This window comes from Streptomyces sp. NBC_00029, from assembly GCF_045160505.1.
In the GTDB taxonomy this organism is placed as follows: Bacteria; Actinomycetota; Actinomycetes; order Streptomycetales; family Streptomycetaceae; genus Streptomyces.
In genome coordinates this window covers 5496557-5522403 of the sequence record NZ_CP108292.1, presented here as the reverse complement: position 1 = coordinate 5522403, position 25847 = coordinate 5496557, and the positions used below count along the sequence as shown (strand labels likewise).

The 25847-nt window shown below is 72.9% G+C and carries 24 protein-coding genes; 6 read left to right on the top strand and 18 right to left on the bottom strand.

Annotated features, from left to right (window positions below; translation table 11 throughout):
- Complete coding sequence (locus OG753_RS25920; RefSeq protein ID WP_327264076.1) at positions 1-303, bottom strand: hypothetical protein; 303 nt, start codon at positions 301-303, stop codon at positions 1-3.
- A 116-nt stretch (positions 304-419) separates the two neighbouring features.
- Between OG753_RS25920 and OG753_RS25915 the strand changes: the two genes are divergently transcribed.
- Positions 420-1241 (top strand): hypothetical protein, encoded by an 822-nt coding sequence (locus OG753_RS25915; protein ID WP_327266896.1) that lies wholly within the window; start codon positions 420-422, stop codon positions 1239-1241.
- A gap of 123 nt (positions 1242-1364) precedes the next feature.
- On the opposite strand, the gene OG753_RS25910 is transcribed toward OG753_RS25915, so the two are convergent.
- Positions 1365-2762, bottom strand: a complete 1398-nt coding sequence (locus tag OG753_RS25910; RefSeq protein WP_405790313.1) for a PLP-dependent aminotransferase family protein — start codon at positions 2760-2762, stop codon at positions 1365-1367.
- Positions 2763-2809: 47 nt separating this feature from the next.
- Here OG753_RS25910 and OG753_RS25905 point away from each other — a divergent pair, with 47 nt between their 5' ends.
- Complete coding sequence (locus OG753_RS25905; protein ID WP_327264074.1) at positions 2810-3301, top strand: carboxymuconolactone decarboxylase family protein; 492 nt, start codon at positions 2810-2812, stop codon at positions 3299-3301.
- A gap of 17 nt (positions 3302-3318) precedes the next feature.
- Here the strand turns inward: OG753_RS25905 and OG753_RS25900 are convergent, their stop codons facing one another.
- The 5 genes from OG753_RS25900 to OG753_RS25880 all read right to left on the bottom strand — a co-directional run bounded on the left by OG753_RS25900 (position 3319) and on the right by OG753_RS25880 (position 8129).
- Positions 3319-4059: a hypothetical protein gene (locus OG753_RS25900; RefSeq protein WP_405790312.1), complete on the bottom strand. Its 741-nt coding sequence runs from the start codon at positions 4057-4059 to the stop codon at positions 3319-3321.
- 3 nt (positions 4060-4062) lie between these two features.
- Positions 4063-4446 (bottom strand): hypothetical protein, encoded by a 384-nt coding sequence (locus OG753_RS25895; RefSeq protein ID WP_405790311.1) that lies wholly within the window; start codon positions 4444-4446, stop codon positions 4063-4065.
- The gene (locus tag OG753_RS25890; RefSeq protein WP_405790310.1) at positions 4443-5675 is read right to left on the bottom strand and encodes a hypothetical protein; all 1233 of its coding nucleotides are present in this window, start codon (positions 5673-5675) and stop codon (positions 4443-4445) included. The genes OG753_RS25895 and OG753_RS25890 overlap by 4 nt, the downstream gene beginning before the upstream one ends.
- 609 nt (positions 5676-6284) lie before the next feature.
- Complete coding sequence (locus OG753_RS25885) at positions 6285-7274, bottom strand: malate dehydrogenase (protein ID WP_327264070.1); 990 nt, start codon at positions 7272-7274, stop codon at positions 6285-6287.
- 195 nt (positions 7275-7469) lie between these two features.
- Complete coding sequence (locus tag OG753_RS25880) at positions 7470-8129, bottom strand: short chain dehydrogenase (protein WP_405790309.1); 660 nt, start codon at positions 8127-8129, stop codon at positions 7470-7472.
- Positions 8130-8200: 71 nt separating this feature from the next.
- Between OG753_RS25880 and OG753_RS25875 the strand changes: the two genes are divergently transcribed.
- Positions 8201-9091 (top strand): LysR family transcriptional regulator, encoded by an 891-nt coding sequence (locus OG753_RS25875; protein WP_405790308.1) that lies wholly within the window; start codon positions 8201-8203, stop codon positions 9089-9091.
- On the opposite strand, the gene OG753_RS25870 is transcribed toward OG753_RS25875, so the two are convergent.
- Together OG753_RS25870 and OG753_RS25865 are read right to left on the bottom strand one after the other, a co-directional pair.
- Positions 9078-9656, bottom strand: coding sequence for a DUF3017 domain-containing protein (locus OG753_RS25870; RefSeq protein ID WP_405790307.1), 579 nt, complete (start codon positions 9654-9656; stop codon positions 9078-9080). The two genes, OG753_RS25875 and OG753_RS25870, sit on opposite strands and share 14 nt — an antisense overlap.
- Positions 9646-10506, bottom strand: a complete 861-nt coding sequence (locus tag OG753_RS25865; protein WP_327264066.1) for a bifunctional methylenetetrahydrofolate dehydrogenase/methenyltetrahydrofolate cyclohydrolase — start codon at positions 10504-10506, stop codon at positions 9646-9648. Before OG753_RS25865 ends, OG753_RS25870 begins: the two co-directional genes overlap by 11 nt.
- A 245-nt stretch (positions 10507-10751) precedes the next feature.
- On the opposite strand from OG753_RS25865, the gene OG753_RS25860 reads away from it, so the two are divergent.
- The gene (locus OG753_RS25860) at positions 10752-11414 is read left to right on the top strand and encodes a hypothetical protein (protein WP_327264065.1); all 663 of its coding nucleotides are present in this window, start codon (positions 10752-10754) and stop codon (positions 11412-11414) included.
- 82 nt (positions 11415-11496) lie between these two features.
- On the opposite strand, the gene purH is transcribed toward OG753_RS25860, so the two are convergent.
- Positions 11497-13101: a bifunctional phosphoribosylaminoimidazolecarboxamide formyltransferase/IMP cyclohydrolase gene (gene purH, locus OG753_RS25855; protein ID WP_405790305.1), complete on the bottom strand. Its 1605-nt coding sequence runs from the start codon at positions 13099-13101 to the stop codon at positions 11497-11499.
- Positions 13098-13721: a phosphoribosylglycinamide formyltransferase gene (gene purN, locus OG753_RS25850; protein ID WP_327264063.1), complete on the bottom strand. Its 624-nt coding sequence runs from the start codon at positions 13719-13721 to the stop codon at positions 13098-13100. Before purN ends, purH begins: the two co-directional genes overlap by 4 nt.
- A gap of 244 nt (positions 13722-13965) precedes the next feature.
- Between purN and OG753_RS25845 the strand changes: the two genes are divergently transcribed.
- On the top strand, positions 13966-14550 hold the full coding sequence (locus OG753_RS25845) for a hypothetical protein (protein ID WP_405790303.1): 585 nt from the start codon (positions 13966-13968) through the stop codon (positions 14548-14550).
- A gap of 137 nt (positions 14551-14687) precedes the next feature.
- Here the strand turns inward: OG753_RS25845 and OG753_RS25840 are convergent, their stop codons facing one another.
- Both OG753_RS25840 and OG753_RS25835 read right to left on the bottom strand, forming a co-directional pair.
- Positions 14688-15425: a VOC family protein gene (locus OG753_RS25840; RefSeq protein ID WP_327264061.1), complete on the bottom strand. Its 738-nt coding sequence runs from the start codon at positions 15423-15425 to the stop codon at positions 14688-14690.
- Positions 15426-15667: 242 nt separating this feature from the next.
- Positions 15668-17317, bottom strand: coding sequence for a DUF6350 family protein (locus OG753_RS25835; RefSeq protein WP_405790301.1), 1650 nt, complete (start codon positions 17315-17317; stop codon positions 15668-15670).
- Between the two features lie 119 nt (positions 17318-17436).
- Between OG753_RS25835 and OG753_RS25830 the strand changes: the two genes are divergently transcribed.
- Entirely contained in the window at positions 17437-18708 is a 1272-nt protein-coding gene (locus OG753_RS25830; RefSeq protein ID WP_405790300.1) for a helix-turn-helix domain-containing protein, read from the top strand.
- A gap of 85 nt (positions 18709-18793) precedes the next feature.
- Here the strand turns inward: OG753_RS25830 and sucD are convergent, their stop codons facing one another.
- The 5 genes from sucD to OG753_RS25805 form a co-directional block, all read right to left on the bottom strand.
- Positions 18794-19681: a succinate--CoA ligase subunit alpha gene (gene sucD, locus OG753_RS25825; protein WP_189733229.1), complete on the bottom strand. Its 888-nt coding sequence runs from the start codon at positions 19679-19681 to the stop codon at positions 18794-18796.
- A 21-nt stretch (positions 19682-19702) separates the two neighbouring features.
- A complete protein-coding gene (sucC, locus tag OG753_RS25820) occupies positions 19703-20881 on the bottom strand; it encodes an ADP-forming succinate--CoA ligase subunit beta (protein ID WP_030389142.1) in 1179 nt (392 codons plus the stop codon).
- 280 nt (positions 20882-21161) lie between these two features.
- Positions 21162-22352 carry a VWA domain-containing protein gene (locus OG753_RS25815; RefSeq protein WP_327264058.1) on the bottom strand — a complete coding sequence of 397 codons (1191 nt, stop codon included), beginning with the start codon at positions 22350-22352 and terminating at the stop codon, positions 21162-21164.
- A 118-nt stretch (positions 22353-22470) separates the two neighbouring features.
- On the bottom strand, positions 22471-24744 hold the full coding sequence (locus OG753_RS25810; protein WP_405790299.1) for a DUF5682 family protein: 2274 nt from the start codon (positions 24742-24744) through the stop codon (positions 22471-22473).
- Positions 24741-25847, bottom strand: a complete 1107-nt coding sequence (locus tag OG753_RS25805) for an AAA family ATPase (protein WP_327264056.1) — start codon at positions 25845-25847, stop codon at positions 24741-24743. Before OG753_RS25805 ends, OG753_RS25810 begins: the two co-directional genes overlap by 4 nt.

The following is a 25847-nucleotide window of genomic DNA, read 5'->3' as shown; positions in this document are numbered from 1 at the left end:
TCAGCCGCCGCTGGAGCCGGAGCTCTTGTGGCCGCCGATGCCGCCGCGGGTGACGGCGGACTTGTCGAAGCTGCCGCCGGAGACCTTGCCGGCGGCGACGTGGCCGCCGTAGTAGTAGGCGCCGGTGCCGCCGCTCTTGCACTCCTTGTTGTTCAGGTGCTGCAAAGTGGAGCGGGAGGCACAGCGCTTGTCCGGTTCGTCGCTGCTGCCGCAGGCCACGAGCGTGGCCGCGAGCAGGCCCATGCCGCCGAGGGCGACCGCGCCGGAGCGCATACGGCGCTGATTGGTGCTGCTGCTGTCCATGTCTGCTGTTCCCCCTGAGGCCTCGCGTACTGCCGACAGAGTAGAGCGGGGTCCCCGGCCGATGGAATCCGGCCGTCGTGAGATCCGTGACCTAGAGTCAGTTCGTGCTCATTGGGATGATTTGCGCGCTCGGTGCGGCGGTCTGCTTCGGTACGGCGTCGGTCCTGCAGGCGGTCGCGGCGCGGTCGGCGGAGCCGGGCACGGGGTCCGGGGTGGACACGGCGCTGTTCCTGCGGGCGGTGCGGCAGTGGCGGTACCTGGCGGGTCTCGGCCTGGACGGAGCCGGCTTCGTGCTCCAGATCATCGCGCTGCGGCACATCCCGATCTACGCGGTGGGGGCGGCGCTGGCGGCCAGCCTGGCGGTGACGGCGGTGGTCGCGGCGCGGCTGCTGCGGGTGCGGCTGTCCCGGACCGAGTGGGCCGCGGTGGCGGTGGTGTGCGCGGGGCTCCTGATGCTGGGGCTGTCCGCCGGGGAGGAGGGCACCGGGACCGGGTCGCTGGCGCTGAAGCTGGGACTGCTGGCGGTGGCGGGGCTGGTGCTGCTGGTCGGGGTGTTCGCGGGGCGGCTGCCGGACGGGCCGCGGGCGCTGGTCCTGGGTCTTGCGGCGGGCACGGGCTTCGGGGTGGTGGAGGTCTCGGTGCGGCTCATCGACTCCCCCTGGGACCTGCGCAACCCGGCCCTGTACGCCCTCCTGCTGGGCGGCGGTGCGGCCTTCCTGCTCCTCACCTCGGCACTCGCGCGCGGCTCGGTGACGGTGGCCACGGCGGGCATGGTGCTCGGCGAGACGGTCGGCCCGGCGGTGGTGGGCGTGGCCTGGCTCGGCGACAGCACCCGCGAGGGCCTGGCCTGGCTGGCGGTGACGGGTTTCGCGGTGGCGGTCGCCGGCTCCCTGGCCCTGGCCCGCTTCGGCGAACCGTCGGCCCCGACGGAGCAATGACCGCGGCCGCGCATGCCGGAATTCCGCCCCGCCCCGCCACCCACTCAGCCCCGCCACCCACTCAGCCCCGCCGGCGTTTGAGGCGCGGGGTCCGGGGCGGCGCCCCGGCAACGGCGCCGCAGGTCACGGCAGGGCCGCCGCCAGGGCCGCCAGCGTCGGCGACCACGCACTGTCCGACGGCGTCCCGTACCCGACCACCACCGCGTCCCGCGGCAGCGCACCGGCCTCCGGGTGCCGGAAGCGACCCAGCCCGTGCAGGGCCAGGTCCTGCCAGGCCGCGGCCTGCAGCACCGACCGCTCCGTCCCCCCGGGCAGGTCCAGCACCGCGTGCAGCCCCGCCGCGATCCCCGAGACCGCCACCCGGTCCCCCACGGCCGCCACCAGCTCGTCCCGGCGCCGCCGGTACCGCAGCCGCATGCCGCGCACGTGGCGGTCGTAGGCCCCCGAGGTGATGAACTCCGCCAGCGTGAGCTGGTCCGGCGCGCCGCTCGCCCACTCCGTGGGTCCCTTGGCGGCCAGGACCTCCTCCAGCAGCCCCGGCGGGACCACCATCCAGCCCATCCGCAGCCCGGGGGCCAGGGACTTGCTGGCAGTGCCGAGGTACACCACCCGGTCGGGGTCCAGGCCCTGGAGCGCCCCGACCGGCTGGCGGTCGTAGCGGAACTCCCCGTCGTAGTCGTCCTCCAGGATCAGCCCGCCCGAGGTCCGGGCCCAGTCGACCGCGGCCGCCCGCCGCGCCGGGGTCAGGGCGACGCCCGTCGGGAACTGGTGCGCCGGGGTCAGCAGCACCGCGCCCGACGTCGCGGTCAGCTCCCCCGTCCGGGCCCCTTCCCCGTCCAGGCCCAGCGGGCGCGTCCGCAGTCCCGCCCGCACCAGCAGGTCCCGGTGGAAGTCCAGGCCGTACTCCTCCACCGCCACCTCCCGCACCCGCCGCGCCCGCAGTACGCCCGCCAGCAGCGCCAGCCCGTGCAGGAAGCCCGCGCAGAGCACGATGCGTTCGGGGTCCGCGTACACCCCGCGCGCCCGCGCCAGGTAGCCGGCGAGCGCCTGCCGCAGCTCGACGCGGCCGCGCGGGTCGGACGCGTACCCGAAGGCCTCGTTCGGCGCGGCGGTCAGGGCCCGGCGGGCCGCGGACAGCCAGGCCGCGCGCGGGAAGCCGCCCAGGTCCGGGGAGCCGGGGATCAGGCTGTACGCGGGCCCGGTGCGTGCGGGGCGCCGTACGGGAGCGGCCGCCGCCGAGGACCGGCGCGGGCGGGCCCGCTCCGCGACGCGGGTGCCGGAGCCCCGGCGGGCCGTCAGCCAGCCCTCCGCGACGAGCTCGGCGTACGCCTCGGCGACCGTGTTCCGGGCGATGCCCAGGTCGGCGGCGAGGGTCCTCGAGGACGGCAGCCGGGTGCCGGCAGCGAGCCGCCCGCTGCGCGCGGCCTCGCGCAGGGCCTCGGTGAGCCCGGCCCGCAGACCGCGTCCGGCGGTGAGGTCCAGATGCAGGTCGGCGCCGAAAGTGGCCCAAGGATCCGTCATGGATATGGACCATATCGGCGGGCCGCCTGCCGCCTACGGTGGATCACATGACGACCACCCACGCACACGCCCCCGAGCACACCCCGCGCATGCACATGGCGAAGCTCGCCCCCGAGGTCTACAAGGCCGTACTGGCCCTGGAGATCGCCTCCAGGAAGGGTCTGGAGCCGGCCCTGGTCGAGCTCGTCAAGATCCGGGCCTCCCAGCTCAACCACTGCGCCTTCTGCCTCGACATGCACACCAAGGACGCGATCGCCGCCGGTGAGAGCGTCGAGCGCATCGTCCAGCTGGGTGCCTGGGAGGAGTCGCGGCACTTCTACACCGAGAAGGAACTCGCGGCGATCGAGTTCACCGAGGCCGTCACCGTCCTGACGGACGGCTTCGTGCCCGACGAGGTCTACGAGAAGGCCGCCGGGCAGTTCGAGGAGCGCGAGCTGGCCCAGCTGATCGCCGTCATCGCGACCATCAACGTCTGGAACCGCTTCGGCGTCACCACCCGCATGGTGCCGGGCCACTACACCCCGGGCATGTACAAGTAGGGGCGGCCGGGGACCGGTCACTGCGGCCTGAACGACTCCACGGCCGCCGTCAGGTTCGCGCGCACCGCCGTACCGTCCGAGGCCGGCCCGGCCGCCAGCAGCGCCCAGCGTCCGCCGTCCGGGGCGACGGTGATCCGCTCGATCCCGTGGCGGCGCCCGCCCGCCTCCTGGCTGTCGTACTCGTAGACCAGCTCGCAGGACTCCCCGGACACAGCTTCGACGGAGACCTCCCGGTAGCCGGGATTGGCGCCGAGGGCCCGGGAGGAGACCCGCAGCAGCTCGCACGCTCCGACGCTGTCCGGCTCGGTCACGCGGAAGATCTGGACCAGCGCGCTGCGGTCCCCGGGCCGGCGGTAGAAGGAACCGCTGCCGTTCTCGTCGTGGCTGCGCTCCCAGCCCGTGGGGACGGCCACCGAGAAGCCCGCGTCGTCGCGGACCACCGTGTAGGCCGGCGGGACCGAAGGGGAGGGGGAAGCGGAGGCGGAGGCAGTGGTCGGTGCCCCGTCCGGTCCCGTGCCGGGCGACAGGTCGGGGGTGGCCGAGGCCGACGGGGCCGCGGCGGGTGGCTTCGGCTCCTCGTCGCGCAGGATCAGCCACCCCGCCACGGCGCAGCCGCCCACCACCGCGGCGCCGAGGGCCACCAGCAGCGGGACCTTCCACGGCCGGTCGCCGCCCGGCGGCGGGGGTGGCGGGGCCGGCTGGTCCGCCCATTCCCAGCGCTGCGACTGCGGGTTCCAGTGGGCGCCGCCGGTGGCCACCGGTCAGCTCCCCAGCGCGGCGAGCAGCCCGCCGAGGGCGGCGGCCGCGTTCACCGATTCCACCAGCGGGGCCCACCGCTGGAGCGCGCCGCGCAGCCGGGCGGGCAGGCCGGGCCGGATCTCGCCGGCCTCCTCCAGCTCGCCCGCGGCCTCGTCCAGTTCGGCGTCGAGCGCCGACCGGTCGGTGCTGCGAGGCAGGCGGACGAGCGCGGCGCGCAGCTCCCGTACGGCCTCCAGCAGTTCTGCCGCGCCCGGGGCGCCCTCTCCGGTGCCGTCGTGGTTGACGGTGGTGTTGGTGATGTTCGTGCCGCCGATGCTGAAGGCGCTGCCCTCGATCCGGTTGATCCGCACCTCACCGGTCCCCCCGCTCTCCCCGTCGTGTGTCACTGCCCATCTCCCCCATCCGTGTGGTGGCCCGTCCGGTTGTTGTGTCCGCTGCCGCCGACGCTGAACGCGCTGTGGCTCACCGACTGGATGAACACCCCGCCCTCCGCCACGGTGACCGCCCGCTGCGCGAACTCCTCGGTGTGCCAGCCCGCTTCGTGCAGGGCGAGGGTCACGCCGCCGACGATCCGGTCCTGGATGGTCTTGAGGTACCGGTCCAGGTCCATCAGCTGGAACAGGGAGGCGTCCTCCTGCGCCGCGAGCTCGCGTACGGAGACGGCCGGCCCGGCCGGGAGCGCGCCGCCGTGGCCCTCCGTGGCGATCTGCCACGGGCCGCGGCTGCCGCCGGACAGGGTGCTGAGCGCCTTGGCGAGCGAGCGCGGGGCGTGCCGGAACGCCCAGACCGCCTTGGCGAAGGGGTTGTTCCGCAAGTACCGCCGGGCGATGTCGTCGGCCTCCTGGAACTGGGGCCGTACGGGCAGCAGCACGTGCGGCGCCACCTCCAGCATCAGCATCCCGCCCTGGGTGTGGACGCGTACGAAGACGGTGATGACGAGGTTCTCGTCCCAGCCGCCGACCCGTACCCGCAGGAAGTGGCGACGTCGTTCTCCGCCCTCCTCCACGGCCTGCGCCCGGTGCGCGTCGAACGCGTCGTCCGAGAGGTCCGGCTCGCGGCCGGCGGGCAGCCCGGAGGCCGGCAGGAACACGCACTCGTCGATGACCAGTTCCCGCAGCCGGTCCAGTACGGCCTGTTCCGCCTCCGGCGAGCCGTGCGGCGACGGGACGCGCAGGGCCTCCAGGCGCGGCCGGATCCGGGCCACGATCCGCTCGTTGTCCAGCGGTTCGGGCTCGGTCCCGTCCGTGCGGGGGCGCAGCTCGACCGACAGGTGCCAGGGCCGGTACGCCGCGCCGGCGCCGCAGAAGGGATCGTCGACGTTGTAGATGACCAGCCTGCTGTGCTGGGTCCGCAGGATCCGGTCCCGGGCCTTGGCGAACCGCCTGCCGGAGGCGGGGTCGGCGTTCGGGTCGGCGTACCGGGCCCGGCTGAGCGACGTGCTGATGACGCGGGCGAAGTGGCCCCGCTGGAGGCCGACGACCAGGGTCAGCAGGGCGAAGACGATCAGGGCGGTCCAGGCGTACTGGGCTGCGATTTCGTAGCCGAGTTCGGGCAGCATGGTGATCACGCTGAACGGCTCCCGCTCGATCCCGCGCAGCGTGTACTCGTAGACCACGAGCGAGTCGTCGGAGTCTCCGACGCGTCCGGCCCTGGAGTGCGCCCTGCAGCACGCCCAGTCCGACGCCGATGAGCAGCACGTAGCCGCAGCCGCGCAGGAGCAGTTCGAGGAAGCGGCTGCCGCGCGCCGTCGCGGCGCGGCGTCGCGCGATCCTCCCGGCCCCGCTCAGGAAGGCGGTCGGGAGGAGCAGGAAGAGCAGCAGCGGCTGGGCCAGCAGGAATCCGAGGCCCCAGACCGCCAGGACGCCCGAGGCCCAGGCGACTTCGGCGCGGCGGGCCTGGAGGGCGTGTGCGAGGACGCGGGCGGCGTCGAAGCCGTAGGAGGGCGCGACGAAGCGCTCCTCGTGGACATGGAGCTCCTGGACCACCCGGTCGCGGTACGCGGCGTCGAGATAGGTCCCGGCGCACAGCAGCCGCCCGGCTTCGCTGAGCGAAGGGTGCACAGGAGTTCTGTCGTCCGCAGTGCCTGTCACCGAATCCCCCTTTCGGTGTGCGGAGGGAAACCATAAGACGGTGATCAGGCACATGACAGGCTCGTTCGCGCCAAAAAGCCCCGGCGCAATGCGCCGGGGCCTTGAGGAAGAACGGATCGGGTCGGGCGACCGGATCAGATCAGGCCGAGCTCACGGACCGCGTCGCGCTCCTCCGACAGCTCCTGCACGGAGGCGTCGATGCGGGTGCGGGAGAACTCGTTGATGTCCAGGCCCTGGACGATCTCGTACTTGCCGTCCTTGCAGGTGACGGGGAAGGAGGAGATCAGACCGGCCGGGACGCCGTAGGAGCCGTCCGACGGGATGCCCATCGAGGTCCAGTCGCCCTCGGCGGTGCCGTTGACCCACGTGTGGACGTGGTCGATGGCGGCGTTGGCGGCCGAGGCGGCCGAGGACGCGCCACGGGCCTCGATGATCGCGGCGCCGCGCTTGGCGACGGTCGGGATGAAGGTGTCGGCCAGCCACAGCTCGTCGTTGACAACCTCGGCGGCGTTCTTGCCGGCGATCTCCGCGTGGAAGATGTCCGGGTACTGGGTCGCCGAGTGGTTGCCCCAGATGGTCAGGCGCTTGATGTCGGAGACGGCGCTGCCGGTCTTGGCGGCCAGCTGCGAGATCGCGCGGTTGTGGTCGAGGCGGGTCATCGCGGTGAAGCGCTCGGCCGGTACGTCCGGGGCCGCGGCCTGCGCGATGAGCGCGTTGGTGTTGGCCGGGTTGCCGACGACGAGGACCTTGATGTCGTCCGCGGCGTGCGCGTTGATGGCCTGGCCCTGCGGCTTGAAGATGCCGCCGTTGGCGGCGAGCAGGTCGCCGCGCTCCATGCCCTTGGTGCGCGGGCGGGCGCCCACGAGCAGCGCGACGTTCGCACCGTCGAAGCCCTGGTTCGGGTCGTCGAAGATGTCGATGCCGGCGAGCAGCGGGAAGGCGCAGTCGTCGAGCTCCATGGCGGTGCCCTCAGCGGCCTTCATGCCCTGGGGGATCTCCAGAAGTCGGAGCTTGACCGGCACGTCCGCGCCGAGCAGGTGACCGGATGCGATGCGGAAGAGCAGCGCGTAGCCGATCTGGCCGGCGGCGCCGGTGACGGTGACATTCACGGGAGTGCGGGTCATGGCCTTCTCCGTTAGACAGCTGGCGGTGGGGCGTCCCTGCCCCATGTGCTGGAGGACGCCGCTCCCCAGTAAATCTTGACGTGAAGAGACATCCGCGGTCAGGCTATCCGACCCGGGACCGGGCTAATCCCCGGGTCCCTGTGGTGCATGGCACACGGAGCACGCGGTTCGAAGGTGCGAACGGCCCCCGGACCGCTATTCGACCAGGAAGATCTGGCCCGTCCGGTGCCCCTCGATCGACTTGACGTAGGCGTTCGCGGCGCGGGCGACCGGCACGGCGTCGAATCCCGCGAACGTGTCCCCGTACGCATCGAGGGACTCCTCGAAGACGGTGGGACTGACGGCGTTGATGCGCTGGCGGCCGGGCAGTTCGATCGCGGCGGCGCGCACGAAGGCCTCGACCGCGCCGTTGACGAGGGCGGCCACCGCACCGGTGAGCAGCGGCTCGCGCGCCAGGATGCCCGTGACCAGCGTGTACGAGGCGTGCGGGGGCAGGTGCGCGATGCCCTGGCGGACCAGCTCGATCTGGCTGACGGCCTTGCCTTCGAGGCCGTCGCGGATGTCGTCCGTGGTCAGTTCGCCGAGCGGGCGCCACGGCACGCTGCCGGCCGCGCTCGCCACCGCGTCGATCTCACCCACCTGCTGCGCCACTTGCTCGTACATGGCGCGGATGGACTCCGGGTCGGTGATGTCGACGTGGACGTCGGCGCCCGTGCGGGAGGCGGTGACGACCTGGTGTCCGCGCTCGGACAGGGCCGTGCGGACCGCCCGGCCCAGGGTTCCGTGCGCGCCGATCAGTACGACCCTTTTCGCCTTCGTCGTCGGCTGCGCGTTCACGTTCACGTTCGCGTTCATGGCACGAGCATCGCCCTCCCGCCATCGTGAAGTCCAGCTACCTCTCCTACAGCAATCATTAAGATGAACTCATGCTTGATGTGAAGCGCATGGTCATCCTGCGGGACCTGGCGGAGCACGCCCGGGTGACCGCCGTCGCCGACCTGCACGGGGTGACCCCCTCCGCCGTCTCCCAGCAACTGCGCGCCCTGGAGGCCGAGGCGGGCGCCGCCCTCGTCGAGCGGGACGGGCGCGGACTGCGGCTCACCCCCGCCGGCGCGGCACTGGCCGCCGCGTGCGAACCGGTGCTCGCCGCCCTGGAGCGGGCCGAGGGCGCGGTGCGCGCCCTCGACACCGAGCTGAGCGGGGAGCTGGCCATCGGCTGCGCCCCGAGCGCAGTGGCCACGGTGGCCGCCCCGCTCCTCTCCGAGCTGGCCCTGCGCCACCCCCGGCTGCGCCCGCGCATCGTGCAGGCCGACCCGGAGGAGGCCCTGCCGCAGCTGCGCCGGCGCCGCCTGGACCTGGCCGTGACCTACGCCTACCCGCTGCTCGGCGCCCCGCCCGCGGCCGGGACCACCGCGGTGCCGCTCTTCGCGGACCCGCTGTGTCTGGCACTGCCCGAGGCACTGCTGCCGGCCTACGAGCGCGACGGACTCGCCGCGCTGAGGGACAGCGCCTGGGTCTCGGCCCCGGCTCCGGGCAGCTGCCGCGAGATGCTGCTGCACGCCTGCCGGAACGCCGGGTTCACCCCGCACATCGCGCACGAGTGCGCGGACCTGCGGTCCGGGCTGTGGCTCGTGTCCACCGGGTATGCCGTGTCGATCCTGCCGAGACTGCTGTGCGACGCCCCGCCGCCCGGCGTCGCCGTACGGGAGCTGCCGGGCCCGGGGCGGACGCTGGACGCACTGGTGCGGGCGGGCACGGAGACCCGGCCGGCCGTCGCGGCCACGCTGGCCGCGCTCACCGCCGTCACCTCACGGTGAAGCGGACCGCGCTCTCCAGGAACGGGATCTCCAGCCACGGATAGGGCTCCATCACCAGCGCGAGCAGGGTGATCGCCACGCCCAGCAGCCCGTACGTGATCATGTCCGTGAAGCGGGAGCGGACAGCGAGCATCCCCACCGAGGGCAGCACGCGCCGCATCACCGAAGCCGCGATCAGGGCCACGCCGATGAACAGGCAGCCGACCCGCGGCTGCCCGAACGCCGTGATCAGCAGCCCGACCGCGGTCGCGGCGAGCACGCTGAGCATCGGCCACTGACGGGCCGGCGTGGACACGGCGCCGGGGACGGCACGGCCGCTGCCCTCGGGCCGGGCGGTGTCCCGGGTGACCGACGGGAAGCGCCGGGACCTGGCCGCCTCCGCCCCGAGACCGGCAGGACCGGCGGCGTCGGGACCGGCCTGCGCATCGGGACCGGCCTGCGCGGGGGGCACGACGGGCGTGGCGGGTACCACGGGCGTGACGGGTGCGACCGGAACGACGGGGGTGCCGTTCGTCCGGGGCGCGCCGCCGCCCGCGGCGTTCTCCGCGTCCGGTTCAGCCTGCACTGGTCGTCCGTTCCGCCGCCTCGACGACATTGACGAGCAGCTGGGCCCGGGTCATCGGGCCGACCCCGCCCGGGTTCGGCGAGATCCACGCGGCCACCTCGGCCACGCCGGGGTGCACGTCACCGACGATCTTCCCGTCCCCGTCGCGGCTGACGCCCACGTCGAGCACGGCCGCGCCCGGCTTCACGTCCTCCGGCTTGACCAGGTGCGGGACACCGGCCGCCGCGACGATGATGTCCGCCTGGCGCAGCAGCCCGGAGAGGTCGCGCGTACCGGTGTGGCAGAGCGTCACGGTGGCGTTCTCGGACTTGCGGGTCAGCAGCAGGCCGATGGAGCGCCCGACGGTGATCCCGCGTCCGAGGACCACGACGTGCGCGCCGTTGATGGCGACGTCGTGGTGGCGCAGCAGTTCGACGATCCCGTACGGGGTGCAGGGCAGCGGGCCCGGCTCGTTCAGGACCAGCCGGCCCAGCGACATGGGGTGCAGGCCGTCGGCGTCCTTCAGCGGATCCATCAGCTCCAGGACCCGGTTGGTGTCGATGCCCTTGGGGAGCGGGAGTTGGACGATGTAGCCGGTGCAGTGCGGGTCGGCGTTGAGCTCCCGCACGACCGCCTCGATGTCCTCCTGGGAGGCCGTACCGGGCAGTTCGCGCTGGATGGAGGCGATGCCGACCTCGGCGCAGTCCTTGTGCTTGCCGTTGACGTACCAGCGGCTGCCCGGATCGTCACCGACCAGCAGGGTGCCGAGGCCGGGGGTGATGCCCCGGGCCTTCAGGGCCGCCACACGGGCGGTCAGTTCGGACTTGATCGCGGCGGCGGTGGCCTTGCCATCGAGAATCTGGGCAGTCATGACCCCATCCTCCCGGATGAGGTGGCCCTGGTTCCAGTCAAGGTGCTCGCAGGACCACAGGGTTCATTGCACTTGCACAACAAGTGACCGGTCATATGTCAACCGGCTGGACAAGGCATCATCGGTCGGACGACGATGAAACGACTGATGTACCGCGGGCAGTGCCGGGGGGCGGACCGCACCGTGCAGGATACCTCCGCGCTCATTGCCGTGCGTCCCCGCATTTCCACGGAGGAACACCCCAGATGAGTTTCGGCGACCCGCACAATCCGTACGGACAGCAGCCGCAGGGCCAGCCCGGCTACGGCTACCCCCAGCAGGCCCCGCAGGGCGTCCCGCCGCAGGGCGGGTACGCGTACCCGCAGCAGGCACCGCAGGCCTACCCCGGCGCACCCGCCGGCTACCCGGGCGGTCCCGGCGGATACCCCGGCCCCCACATGGAGATGCCCGGCGGCGCGAAGGCGGCCAGGGTCATCCTCTTCATCCTGGGCGGCCTGCAGGGTCTGGCGGGTCTGGTCATCATCGTCATCGGCGCCTTCTTCGGCGCCATCTTCTCCGAGTCCTCCAGCTCCTCGGCGCAGGAGGTGGGAGCGGCCGCCAGCATCGGCTTCGTCATCGGCGGCCTCTTCGTGATCGGACTGGCCCTGTGGCCGTTCCTGACGGCGGTCAAGATGGGCAAGGGCCGCAACGGCGTGCGCGTGTCCGGCATCGTCTACGGCTCGCTGCAGACCCTCTTCGCCGGCCTCGGCCTGCTCGTCAACGTGGCGGCCCTCGGCGCGAGCGAGCAGTCCTCGGGCGGACCCACCGCCATCGTCCTGCTGCCGTCCGTGATCTCCCTCGCCCTCGGCCTCACGATCCTCATCGGCCTCGCGAAGGCTGGGGACTACTTCAAGCGCCCCCAGTACTGACCCGCCGCCGTCCGCAGCACACGGCGAAGGCCGCGACCCGCTGGTGCGGATCGCGGCCTTCGCCGTGTCGGGGAGCCGCGGCTCAGTGGAAGAAGTGCCGGGTTCCGGTGAAGTACATGGTCACACCGGCCTTCTTCGCGGCCTCGACGACCAGCTCGTCACGGACCGAACCACCCGGCTGGACCACGGCCTTGATGCCCGCGGCCGTCAGGATCTCCAGCCCGTCCGGGAACGGGAAGAAGGCGTCGGAAGCGGCGTACGAGCCCTGCGCGCGCTCGGCGCCCGCCCGCTCGACCGCGAGCTTCGCCGAGTCCACGCGGTTGACCTGGCCCATGCCGACGCCGACCGAGGCGCCGTCCTTGGCGAGCAGGATCGCGTTGGACTTGACGGCCCGGCAGGCCTTCCACGCGAACGCCAGCTCGGCGAGCTCCGCCGGGGACAGGGCGTCGCCGGTGGCGAGCGTCCAGTTCTTCGGGTCGTCGCCCTCGGCCTGGAAGACGTCGCTCTGCTGGAGCAGGACGCCGCCCGAAACGGGCTTGAGGTCGCCCGGCTGGTGCGGGGTGCCGTCCACCTTCAGCACGCGGATGTTCTTCTTCTTCGCCAGGACCTCGACCGCGCCGTCCTCGTAGGCGGGGGCGGCGATGACCTCGGTGAAGATCTCCGCGACCTGCTCGGCGAGCTCGACGGTCACCGGGCGGTTGACGGCGATGACGCCGCCGAAGGCCGACAGCGGGTCGCAGGCGTGCGCCTTGCGGTGGGCGGCGGCGACGTCCGCGCCGACCGCGATGCCGCACGGGTTGGCGTGCTTGATGATCGCGACGCAGGGCTCTTCGTGGTCGTAGGCGGCGCGGCGCGCGGCCTCGGTGTCCACGTAGTTGTTGAAGGACATCTCCTTGCCGTGCAGCTGCTCCGCGTTCGCGAGCCCGCCCGGCTGCCCGTCCGTGTAGAGGGCGGCGGCCTGGTGCGGGTTCTCGCCGTAGCGCAGGGTCGACTTGCGCTCCCAGGCGCCGGCCAGGAACTCGGGCAGCGCCGCGGCGTCGTCCTCGGCGGCTTCCGGGGCGTACGCGTTCGTGAACCAGGAGGCCACGGCCACGTCGTAGGCGGCGGTGTGCTGGAAGGCCTCGGCCGCGAGCCGCTTGCGGGCGGTGAGGTCGAAGCCGCCGCCCTGGGCCGCCGCGATGACGTCGGCGTAGCGGGCCGGGCTGGTGACGACCGCGACGGAGGGGTGGTTCTTGGCGGCGGCGCGGACCATCGACGGGCCGCCGATGTCGATCTGCTCCACACACTCGTCCGGGGTGGCACCCGACTGGACGGTCGCCAGGAAGGGGTAGAGGTTGACGATCACCAGGTCGAAGGGCTCGACGCCCAGCTCGGCGAGCTGGTTGCGGTGGTCCTCCAGGCGCAGGTCGGCGAGGATGCCGGCGTGCACGCGCGGGTGCAGGGTCTTGACCCGGCCGTCCAGGCACTCGGGGAAGCCGGTCAGCTCCTCCACCTTGGTGACGGGCACCCCGGTGGCGGCGATCCTCGACGCGGTGGAACCGGTGGAGACGAGCGCGACGCCCGCCTCGTGCAGCCCGCGGGCCAGCTCTTCCAGTCCCGTCTTGTCGTAGACGCTGATGAGCGCACGCCGGATCGGCCGCTGGTTCGTGGTCGGGTCGTTGCTCGCTGCGGTGTCTGCGGCGGTCACTGGATTGTTACCTTTCGTCCCTCAATGCGGTAGCCGTGCCGGGCCAGGCGCCCCACGACATCGACGAGCAACTGGCGCTCGACTTCCTTGATGCGCTCATGGAGAGCGGCTTCGTCGTCCTCGTCCCGGACCTCGACCACACCCTGGGCGATGATCGGACCGGTGTCCACGCCACTGTCCACGAAGTGGACCGTGCAGCCGGTGACCTTCGCGCCGTACGCGAGGGCGTCCCTGACGCCGTGCGCGCCCGGGAAGGCGGGGAGGAGGGCGGGGTGGGTGTTGATGAACCGGCCGCCGAAGCGGTCGATGAACACCTTGCCCACGATCTTCATGAACCCGGCGGACACCACCAGGTCCGGCGCGAACGCGTCGGTCGCCTCGGTGAGGGCGACGTCCCACTCCGCACGGGTCCCGTAGTCCTTGACCGGGCGGACGAAGGTCGGAATCCCGGCCTTCTGCGCCCGCTCCAGGCCTGCGATGTTCTCGCGGTCGGCCCCCACGGCGACGACTTCGGCACCGAAGCCCTCGGATCCGCCGGGGTGGGCGTCGATGGCATCGAGCAGGGCCTGGAGGTTGGTGCCGGAACCGGAGACCAGCACGACCAGGCGGGAGGCGGCCATGGGAGGCCCTTTCTCGCGGAATTGCGGCGTTCGTCTTTGTATGGTCATACGAAACTTCGGGGTACCGATATATGGGGAACCGTACGAAGCCACCGACCGCCTGCAACGATACCGGTACACCGGACAGCCCCCGAGGGACGGGGGGACGACCGGGCGGTAGCGTCAGGCGTACAGGCCGCGAACAGGCCTCACCTCGCCACGGCGTCCTCGCGATGCCCATGACACAGGGGAAGAAACACACCCGATGCCGGACCGCCGTCAGCCCGACTCCCCCACCGACGACAACCCCTTCGCGGCTCCGCCGGAAGGCCGGCCCGACCAGCCGTGGCAGCCGCGCAGCGGTGGAGACGGCGGGAACGGCGACGGCCCGAAGGACTCGGACGGGCAGCGCGGCCCGGCGCGCTGGGACCCGACGGACCCGATCCAGCGCCGCGCCCGTTACGCGCTGCTGGCCGGCATGTGGGGCTTCTTCTTCGGGATCTTCGAGATCCCGTCGGTCGGGCTGCTGCTCGGGGCGCTCGCCCTCTACTGGGGGATCACCGCACTGCGCGGCAAGCCCGCCCCGGCGACCGCCACCGGTGCCCCCGCCGCAACGGGCGGCCTGGACGCCATGGGCGCCGCCGCCCGCCCCCAGCGCACGGCGGCGGTGATCGGCCTGGTCATGGCCTCACTGGCGATCCTGCTGGCGATGAGCTCGTACGCCGTGCAGATCGCCTACAAGGACTTCTACGTCTGCCGCGACGACGCCCTCACCCAGACGGCGCAGCTGCAGTGCAACACCCTCCTCCCGGACAACCTGGTGGGCAACGTCCTGAAGGTCCGCCAGTAGACCGAAGCCCGGGGGCCCTTGAGGCTCCTGAGGCCCGTGCCGTTGCATCGGCGAAGCCTGTTCGCACCCGCGCCACCGAACGCGGGCCCCGGATGTCGGCCGGCCCCAAGAGGGGCCGGCCAGGGGTTGCTCAGGATTCAGCGAGGCGCCAGGAGGCAGAACTCGTTGCCTTCCGGATCCGCCAGAATCGTCCAGGAGATGGCGGACCGATCGAAGTCGGGGTCGGTGGCGCCCAAGGCGCGCAGCCGGGCCGCCTCTGCGGCCGGATCGTCACCGGCGTAGGGGCGGACGTCGAGGTGGACGCGGTTCCACCCGCTCTTGATGTCGGGAGTGCGGAGGAACTCCAGGTAGGGGCCGACACCCTTGGCGGAGCGCATGGTCGCGTGGTCGTCGGCGACCTCGTGCAGCGTCCAGTCCATCGCCTGGCCCCAGAACCGGGCCATCCCCCGCGGGTCGGCGCAGTCGACCACCACCGCGGCGATCGGCCCGGTGTCCCGGTAGACCGGCCGGGGCTCCAGGACGCAGAACTCGTTGCCTTCCGGGTCGGCCATGACCGTCCAGGGGACGTCGCCCTGCCCCACGTCGGCGAGCGTCGCGCCGAGATCCGTCAAGCGCGCGACCAACTCCGCCTGATGGGCGGTCGAGGTGGTGGCCAGATCGAGGTGCACACGGTTTTTGACCGTTTTGATCTCCGGGCGGGCGATGATGTCGATGCAAACGGCCACGGGGTCGGGGTAGGCAAAGCCCGCGGGTTCGAGGTTGGTCACGCCGGGACCCTCGCTGTCGACTCCCCAGCCGAGTGCCTCCGCCCAGAACCGGCCGAGTGCCGAGTCGTCCTGAGCCTTCATATTGATCTGCACAAGTCGCGTTGCCATGCCGCCGATCCTAAGATCTCCGCCGTCCCGGGCCACCGCGATCGGACATGCGCTCGACCAGGTACTGACTTCGGTCGCCCTTGCCGAAACTTCGGCCCCGCGCTCCCGGCCCCGCATTTCCAGCCCCGCCAGCGTTTGAGGCGCCCCGCGCTCCCGGCCCCGCATTTCCAGCCCCGCCGGCGTTTGAGGCGCGGGGTCCGGGGCGGAGCCCCGGGAACGCCGCCGCGCCTCACTCGGACGGCCTACTCCGGTGGCGGTTTCCGCCGGGCCAGCACCCGCGCCCCCACCACAGGCGGAGCCAACGGCGCTGACACCGGCCCGGCCGGCTTCGCGGGGAGCAGGCCGGGATCCAGATCCAGCCCCGACACCACGGTCACCGCCCGCCGCACCCGCCCCGCCACCGGCGCAGGCGCAGGCGCAGGCGCAGGCACATTCACAGGCACCGCCACCGGCACCACCGCGGGCTCCGCCGCAGGCGCGACGGCAGGCGCAACGGCAGACGCAACGGCAGGCGCCACCGCGATGTCCGGGATCAGCGTCCCCGCCGCCTTCCGCATCGCCGCCCACCGGACCTCCCGCACCCCGCTGTCGTGCCAGCCGTCGTCCACCGGATCCTCGCCGTCCGGGGCCGCCGGCCCCATCGCCGGGCGGGTCCGCCACGCGTGCACCGCCACCGCAACCGGCACGGCCAGCGCCCCCGTCCAGACGAAGGCCGCCGCGCCGGTGGCCCACCACACCGGCCCGAACGCGGCCAGCCGCCCCGATCCCATCGGCCCCGCCGCGGCCGCGGCGAGTCCGGCCGTCACCAGCCCGCACACGACCGCGCCCAGGGCCGCGGTGAGTGCGGTCTCCCCGTACGAGACCTCGCGTGCCCGGCGTACCGCGAACCAGCCCACGGCGAGCCCCGCGACCACCGGCACCACGGCGACCGCCCAGGTCAGCGGAGTCCCGGGCCCCTCGGACGGGAGCGCGGCCAGCAACGGGAAACGGGGCAGCCCGGGCGCGCCAGGGAAGCCGAGCGGGGTGGCCGTCGTGTCGGAGCCGAGGGCGAAGCCGGGCCCGAGCGCATAGGCCGCGCCCCAGATCATGGCGTTCGGGATCAGCGTGAGGGCGAGCAGCAGGACGGCGAAGCGGCCTGACCACACGCCGGTCAACGACAGGAACGAGGCCTGGACCTCGGCGCCGTGCCACGCGAGCGAGGCGCCCACGACCAGCGCACCACCGCCCAGGAGCACCAGGGCCCCGCCCGCGCCCGCCCGGAGCGCCAGCGCGTAGCGGGGGCGCACAATGGCCCTCCGTACGCCCCCTGGCACCCAGGACGGCAGCGGACCGAGCGGACGCCCCCGGGCCGCCCACACCCCGCCGGCGGCCGCGAGTACGGCGACCAGCGGGACGTGCCAGGCCGCGCTGATGGGGTCGGCCGACATGGGGCCGCCCGCGGCGTACGCCGTGGCGAGGGCGCCGACGGCGAGGTATCCGCAGAGAACGGCCGAGAACACCGCTCCGGCGGGCAGCACCTCCTCGTCCTCCTCCTCGGCGGCGCTCCCGAGCCGGGCGGCCCGACGGATGAGCAGTACGGGCAGGGCGACGAGGAGCAGGGGCGTCACCCCGACGGGCGCGGGCACGCCGGACAGGGTGTCGTACCGGACCAGCTCGGTCCCGTGGGCGAGCAGCCACAGCCCGGCGGCCAGGTGCAGGGCCCCGCCGGGGCCGCTGTCGGGGTAGGGGGAGCTGATCCACAGCACGATGACGAGCACGGCGAGGAAGCCGAGCCCGAGTCCGGCCGCCACGGCGCCGCCCACGACGCATGCGGCGGCGGCCGGCGAACGGCGCCGCACGCCGGCTCGCGGGGCCGCTGACAACGGGGTCCCGCGTTCGGTCACTTGGGTCACCCCGCCATGGTGCCAACGACACGCGCTATGGGCGGGTAACAGGCGAATGCCCGTGGTGTCGCCCAATATACGTTTATGTACTTTTTCGCCCAGGGCTATCGGTTCGCGGGGAGTGTGGCATGACACGAAGCGTCGAGACGACCTCCTCAGAGGACTCGGAGCTGAGCCTGCCCGCGCCGAAGGAGCGCCGCAGACTGCGCGAGGCGGCGGAACTGACTCACGACGAGGTCGCCGCGGCCGTGGGCGTCACCGCGGCGACGATCCGCTCCTGGGAATCGGGCCGTACGGCCCCCCGCGGGCGCAAGCGCGAGACGTACACGCGCTTCCTGGCCGACCTCGCGGCCCGGCCGGAGCCCGCCGAGTCCAGCGGGCCCGGCGAGGCGGAAGCGGGGGCGGGCGCGGGCGCGGGGGCGGAAGCGAGGGTGGGCGCGGCGAAGGCACCCCCGGCGGACCCACCCGCGGACCCGCCCGCGGACCCGCCGGCGGAGCCCCCCGGACCTCCCGGAACCGCCGAGCACCCCGCACCCGTGCCCGTACCCGCACCCGTACCGGTCGCGCTCGCCGTCGCCGACGCCGTCGAGGGACCGGCCGACGCCTTCGACGCCCTCTACGCCCACGCCGCCCGCGACCTCGCCCGGCAGGCCTACCTGCTCACCGGCCGCCGGGCGCTCGCCCTGGAGGTCGTCGAGAAGGCCTTCACCCAGGCCTGGGGACGCTGGCCCGAGGTCACCGCCGACCCGGATCCGGTCGGCTGGGTGCGCACGATCGTGTACGAGTACGCACTCTCCCCCTGGCACCGGTTCCGGCGCGCCCACCGCCACCCCGACCAGCCCCCCGCCGAGCCCGCCGACCGGATCCTGCTCGACGCCCTGCTCTCGCTGCCCGCCGTGCACCGCCGTACCGTCCTGCTCTACGACGGCGTCGGCCTCGACCTCCCCGACACCGCCGCCGAGACCGAGGCCACCACCCCCACCGCCGGCAACCGGCTCGTGCGCGCGCACGCCGACCTCGCCGACCGGATCCCCGAACTGGCCGACGTACCGCCGGAGAAGCAGTCCGCGCTGCTGCGCGACCTGCTCACCGCCCTGCAACCGGCGGTCGAGCTCGACCCGCGCCCGGCGGCGGCCGTCCGCGGCGGCGGCGAGCGGCGCACCCGGATGTGGACCCGGGCCACCCTCAGCCTCACGGCGATGATCGCCGTCTCGACCACCTACACGCTCATGACCGCGCCCACCCAGTACGAGCCCCCACTGGCACCCGGTGAGAGCGTCTCCGGCGTGCCCCCGCTCAGCGGCCCCCAGCAGCCCACCGAGCGGAGCAGACAGCTCCGCGACAAGCTGCTCGCCGACCCGGAGGCCGGACCGGCGCGGATCGCCCCGCGGATCGAATGAGAAACGGGCGTGGCCCGCACCCCCGAGGGGTGCGGGCCACGCCCGTGCACATGTGCGTCCGTACGTGGATCCGTACGGCGACCGCTTACTTGGCGGCGAGGATCTCGCGCGCCAGCTTGGCGGTCTCGGTCGGCGTCTTGCCGACCTTCACACCGGCGGCCTCGAGGGCCTCCTTCTTGGCCTGCGCGGTGCCGGAGGAGCCGGAGACGATGGCGCCGGCGTGGCCCATGGTCTTGCCCTCGGGGGCGGTGAAGCCCGCGACGTAGCCGACGACCGGCTTGGTGACGTTCTTCGCGATGAAGTCCGCCGCACGCTCCTCGGCGTCGCCGCCGATCTCACCGATCATGACGATCAGCTCGGTGTCCGGGTCGGCCTCGAAGGCCTCCAGGGCGTCGATGTGCGTGGTGCCGATGACCGGGTCGCCACCGATGCCGACGGCGGAGGTGAAGCCGATGTCACGGAGCTCGTACATCATCTGGTAGGTCAGCGTGCCCGACTTGGACACGAGACCGATCTTGCCGGGCTTGGTGATGTCGCCCGGGATGATGCCGGCGTTGGACTGGCCGGGGGTGATCAGACCCGGGCAGTTCGGGCCGATGATCCGGGTCTTGTTGCCCTTGGCGGTCGCGTACGCCCAGAAGGCGGCGGAGTCGTGCACCGCGATGCCCTCGGTGATGACGACGGCGAGCGGGATCTCGGCGTCGATCGCCTCGACCACGGCGGCCTTGGCGAAGGCCGGCGGGACGAAGAGGACGGAGACGTTGGCGCCCGTCTTCTCCATCGCCTCGGCGACGGAGCCGAAGACCGGGACCTCGGTGCCGTCGAAGTCGACGGTCGTGCCGGCCTTGCGCGGGTTCACGCCGCCGACGATGTTGGTGCCGTCAGCCAGCATCAGCTTGGTGTGCTTCATGCCCGTGGCACCGGTCATGCCCTGGACGATGACCTTGCTGTCCTTGTTGAGGAAGATAGCCATGTGAGTCTTTGACCTCTGCCCTTACTTCGCAGCCGCGAGCTCGGCGGCCTTGTCGGCCGCGCCGTCCATGGTGTCCACGCGCTGGACCAGCGGGTGGTTGGCGTCCGAGAGGATCTTGCGACCCAGCTCGGCGTTGTTGCCGTCGAGACGGACGACCAGCGGCTTGGTGACCGCCTCGCCCTTGTCCGCGAGCAGCTGCAGCGCCTGGACGATGCCGTTGGCGACCTCGTCGCACGCGGTGATGCCGCCGAAGACGTTGACGAAGACGGACTTGACGTCCGGGTCGCCGAGGATGATCTCGAGACCGTTGGCCATGACGGCGGCGGAGGCGCCACCGCCGATGTCCAGGAAGTTGGCGGGCTTGACGCCACCGTGGTTCTCGCCGGCGTAGGCGACGACGTCGAGGGTGCTCATGACGAGACCCGCGCCGTTGCCGATGATGCCGACCTCACCGTCGAGCTTGACGTAGTTGAGGTTCTTCGCCTTGGCGGCGGCCTCGAGCGGGTTCGCGGCCGCGTGGTCCACGAACTCCTCGTGACCCGGCTGGCGGAACTCGGCGTTCTCGTCGAGCGAGACCTTGCCGTCGAGCGCGATGACGTCGCCGTTGGCGACCTTCGCGAGCGGGTTGACCTCGACGAGGAGCGCGTCCTCGGCGATGAAGGTCGCCCACAGGGTGACGAGGACCTCGGCGACCTTCTCGGCGACCTCGGCCGGGAACTGCGCCAGGGCGACGATCTCGCGGGCCTTCTCGATGGTCACGCCCTCGTTGGCGTTCACCGGGACCTTCGCGAGCTTCTCCGGGGTCTCCTCGGCGACCTGCTCGATGTCCATGCCGCCCGCGACGGACGCCATGGCGAGGAAGGTGCGGTTGGTCCGGTCGAGGAGGTACGAGACGTAGTACTCCTCGAGGATCTCGGGGGCCGTCTCGGCGATCATCACCTTGTGGACCGTGTGGCCCTTGATGTCCATGCCGAGGATGTCCGTCGCCCGGGCGACGGCCTCGTCCGGGGTGGCGGCCAGCTTCACGCCGCCGGCCTTGCCGCGGCCGCCGACCTTCACCTGCGCCTTGACGACCGACTTGCCGCCCAGCCGCTCGGTGGCCTCGCGAGCCGCCTCAGGCGTGTCGATGACTTCACCGGCCAGCACCGGTACACCGTGCTTGGCGAAGAGGTCCCTCGCCTGGTACTCGAACAGGTCCACGCGCGTCCGTCCCTTGTCTTTTTAAAGATTCGCAGTGATTCGCGGTTGTCTGCTATCTGCGTGGGCGTGCCGCGGAGGGCAACGTGACGGCGCTGTCACAAGGAAGGCGCACACGGTGACCGTGGACGCGGCATGTCCGTCCCGCAGGTTATCCCCGAGGGCCGTTGGTCCCTAAATCGCAGATCACACCTGAGCGGTGATACCTGTCACAGATCGCCTCACGGTTGAACTGGAAGTTCGTGTGATTCACCCATTCACGGGCCGGGACGGGACGGGGCCGTCAAGGGGTCGGCAGAGGGCGCTTCTCCAGGGCCGCGGCCATCACCTCCGGGAAGAGGTCGGGAGTACAGGCGAAGGCCGGAGCCCCGAGCGCCGCAAGGGCTGCGGCGTGCTCGCGGTCGTAGGCCGGGGCGCCCTCGTCGGACAGCGCCAGCAGGGTCACGAACTCGACGCCCGCCCCCTTCATCGCGGCGACCCTCTTCAGCATCTCGTTGCGTATGCCGCCCTCGTAGAGGTCGCTGATCAGGACGACGACGGTGTCCGCGGGCCGGGTGATCTTCGACTGGCAGTAGGCGAGGGCGCGGTTGATGTCGGTGCCACCGCCCAATTGGGTGCCGAAGAGGACGTCGACCGGGTCGTCGAGCTGGTCGGTCAGGTCGACGACCGCCGTGTCGAAGACGACCAGACGGGTGGCGATCGAGCGCATGGAGGCGAGGACCGCGCCGAATACGGAGGCGTAGACGACGGAGGCCGCCATCGAGCCCGACTGGTCGATGCAGAGGATCACCTCCTTCTTCACGGATTGCGCCGCCCGGCCGTAACCGATCAGCCGCTCGGGTACGACGGTGCGGTACTCGGGCAGGTAGTTCTTGAGGTTGGCCCGGATGGTGCGGTTCCAGTCGATGTCGTGGTGACGGGGACGACTGATCCGCGCGGAGCGGTCGAGGGCGCCGGTGAGGGTGGCCCGGGTACGGGTCGCCAGCCGCTTCTCCAGCTGTTCGACCACCTTGCGGACCACGGCCCGCGCCGTCTCCCTCGTCGTCTCGGGCATCGCCTTGTTCAGGGAGAGCAGGGTGCCGACCAGGTGCACGTCGGGCTCGACGGCCTCCAGCATCTCCGGCTCCAGCAACAGGGTGGACAGGCCGAGCCGCTCGATGGCGTCGCGCTGCATGACCTGGACCACGGAGCTCGGGAAGTACGTACGGATGTCCCCGAGCCAGCGGGCCACATTCGGCGCGGAGCCGCCGAGCCCGGCCGACCGCGCCCCCGAGGTCCGGCGCGAGCCCGCCTCACCGCCCCCGCCGTACAGCGCGCCGAGCGCGGCGTCCATCGCCGCGTCCCGCCCGGTCAGCGCGCAGCCGGTCCCGTCGGCCTCTCCCCCGCCGAGCACCATCCGCCACCGCCGCAACCGCTCGCCTCCGGCGGGATCGGCGGTGTACCGCTCCCCCGAACTCACGTCCGTACCGTTCATGTTCCTGTCCCCCTGCACTTTGTCGTGTCGACACATCCATCCGCACGGCCGAAATCAGCCCCGCCGACGTGTGAGGCGCGGGGGTCCGGGGGCAGCGCCCCCGCAACGGCTCCGCACCTCACCCGGCGAGCAGCATCCGCACCAGCCCCACCACCGCGTCCGCCCGGACCGGGTCCAGCTCCGGAGCGAAGCCCTCGGGTGCCGCGGCCCCCGGGGTCGCGGCAGCGAAGCCGCCCGGGCCACGTCGCACCAGCTCTCCCAGGGTCCGCTTCACGCCCGGCTCGTACGCCCCGAACGTCCTCCGCAGCAGCGGGAGTACGTCGGTGAACGCCCGCTCCGGCACCCCCACCAGCCAGGTGTCGATGAGCCCCAGCAGCCGGTCGTCGTGGACCAGCAGCGTCCCCCCGCCCGAACTCCCGCCCGCGAAGCCCTCGATCCAGCCGGCCGCGTCCGCCGGGGAGGCCGCCGGGGACAGGGCGAGCCCCATCAGCCGGGCCGTCTCCTCGGGCGGCAGCCGCCCGTCGTCGAGGAGCAGCCGGGCCGCCCGGCCGCGGATCAGGCCCGGCACGGTGTCCCGGCCGGCCAGCGTTGCGAGCACCGCGGACCAGCGCTCCCGCAGCCCTTCGTCGGCATCCGCGAGCAGGCCGACCGCCCCGTGCACCCCGTCCACATGACCGCGCATCTCCGCGGCCGCGTCGGCGTCCAGTCCGGCCGTGCAGGCCGAGGGCAGGGCCACGCATATCCGCTCGGCGAGCCCGGCCGCCACGACCGCGAGGGCCGTCGCGTCGGTGCCGCGCACGTCCCCGTACCGCAGGGAGCGGGCGAGCGCCGGCAGGGCCTTGGCAAGCCGCGCCACGTCGGTGTCGAGCGCGGCCCGGTCCGCGAGGGCCCGCAGTACGGCGGGCAGTGCCTGCGTGAGCCCGGCCAGCAGGCACTGTTCGGCCAGGGCCGTCACCTCGCCGAGCTCACCGGCCCCGGCGGCGTCGGCCTCGGCCTTGGCGGTGGCCGCCGCCAGTACGGTCGTTCCCCATATCCCGGCCTCGGCGATCCGCACCGACAGCTCCGGTTCCCACCGCAGCCGCCAGGTCTCCCGGAAGGTTCCGGTGCCGGCCCGGGAGGCCACCGGGGTGCCCCAGCCGATGCCGAGGAGGCGGAGCCGGTGCAGCAGCAGGGACTTCGCCGTGTCGGTGTCCTTGCGCAGGTCGAGTTCCAGCTCGCGGTCCTGCGCCTCGGCCTTGAGCCGCAGCGTGCGCTGCTGCCGGGTCAGGTCCCGCTGCAGGGGTACGACGGGGGCCCCGTCCGGGACCTCGCCGAGCACGTCGCCGACGACGAGCCGGTCCTCGATCAGTGCGAGCGGTATGTCGGAGCCGTCGCACATCACCGCCCGGACCGCTTCCAGGGTCTCCGTCAGGCCGGGCAGCGGCCTGCCGCGCATCGCGGCCAGGGTCTCGGCCAGCCGGACCGCCTCGATGACGTGCGCCGAGGAGACCTGCCGGTCCTCCTCGCGCAGCAGTCCGGCGACCTTGGTCAGCCACCGCTCCACGGGCCGGTCCGGCGCAGTGAAGAGGTGGGCGTACCAGCCGGGCGAGGTGATGCCCGCGCCGTACCCGCCGGCCCGGGCGAGCCTGCGGTGCGTCCAGGGCACCCAGGTGGTCTCCACCTTGACCTTGGGCAGGCCGGTCAGCAGCGCCTTGTCGGCGGCCACGGTGGTCCTGGCGCGCAGCGCCGGGACGTGCCAGGCCCCGCAGACCACGGCGTAGGCCTCGCCGAACTCCCGGCGGGCGGCCCGCATCCGCTGCCGCATGTATGCCTCGCGGACCAGGTCGCGGTGGTGGCCGCCGTCGCCGTACGCCTCGCGCAGGGCTCCCATGGCCTCCCCGAGCGCCTCGAAGGCGCCGAGCACGTCCTCCCCTCCGCCCCCGGTGCCGCGGTGCTCGACCACGTCCTCCCACCAGCGCTCGGGATCGTCGTACCCGGCGGTCTCGGCCAGCACGGCCAGGGGGTCCAGGCGGACGGCGTCCGGCTCCTCGCCCTCCGGCCGGTCCGCTCCGTCGGCGAGCGAGTGCGCCGCCGGGAGGTCAATGAACCGGACCGGGACGTCGTGCTCCTGGGCCCAGCGGATGGCCGCCCACTCGGGCGAGAACCCGGCCAGCGGCCAGAAGGCGGCCCGCCCGGGGTCGTCCGCCGCGTGCGCGAGGAGCGCGACGGGCGGCCGCATCCCCCGGTCCGCGGCGAGCGGAAGCAGTGCGTCCCCCTCGGGCGGGCCCTCGATCAGCACCGCCTCGGGCCGGGCCTCCTCCAGGGCCGCCCGGACGGCACGGGCCGAGCCTGGCCCGTGGTGCCGTACGCCCAGGAGCAGCGGTCCCCGGGCGCGTGCGGCGGCCGGGCTCATACGGTCACCTCCCGGCAGGCCCGGTAGAAGTCCTTCCAGCCGTCGCGCTCGCGGACGACGGTCTCCAGGTACTCCTGCCAGACCACCTTGTCGGCGGCCGGGTCGCGGACCACGGCGCCGAGGATCCCGGCGGCCACGTCGGAGGAGCGCAGCACGCCGTCCCCGAAGTGGGCGGCCAGGGCCAGGCCGCCGGTGACGACGGAGATGGCCTCGGCGGTGGAGAGCGTGCCGCTGGGGGACTTCACCTTCGTACGGCCGTCGCCGGTGACGCCGTCGCGCAGCTCGCGGAAGACGGTGACGACCCGGCGGATCTCCTCCAGGCCTTCGGGCGCGGCCGGCAGGTCGAGGGCGCGGCCCATCTGGTCGACGCGGCGGGCGACGATGTCGACCTCGGCGTCGGCGGTGGCGGGCAGTGGCAGCACCACGGTGTTGAAGCGGCGGCGCAGCGCGCTGGAGAGCTCGTTGACCCCGCGGTCGCGGTCGTTGGCGGTGGCGATGAGGTTGAAGCCGCGCACGGCCTGCACCTCTTCACCGAGCTCCGGTATCGGGAGGGTCTTCTCGGACAGGACGGTGATGAGGGTGTCCTGGACGTCGGCGGGGATGCGGGTGAGCTCCTCGACGCGGGCGGTCATGCCGTCGGCCATGGCGCGCATGACGGGGCTGGGGACGAGCGCCTCGCGGCTGGGGCCGTGGGCGAGCAGCCGGGCGTAGTTCCAGCCGTACCGGATGGCTTCCTCGGGGGTGCCCGCGGTGCCCTGGACGAGGAGGGTGGAGTCTCCGCTGACGGCGGCGGCGAGGTGTTCGGACACCCAGGTCTTGGCGGTGCCGGGGACACCGAGCAGGAGCAGGGCGCGGTCGGTCGCCAGGGTGGTGACGGCGACCTCGACGATGCGGCGCGGCCCGACGTACTTGGGTGTGATCACCGTGCCGTCGTCGAGCGTGCCGCCGAGCAGGTACGTGGCGACGGCCCAGGGCGAGAGCTTCCAGCGGGTCGGGCGGGGCCGGTCGTCGGCGGCCGCCAGGGCTTTCAGTTCGTCCGCGAAGGCGTCCTCGGCGTGCGGTCGCAGTGCCTCTGCCGGCTGTTCGTTCCCGTGCATGGTCAT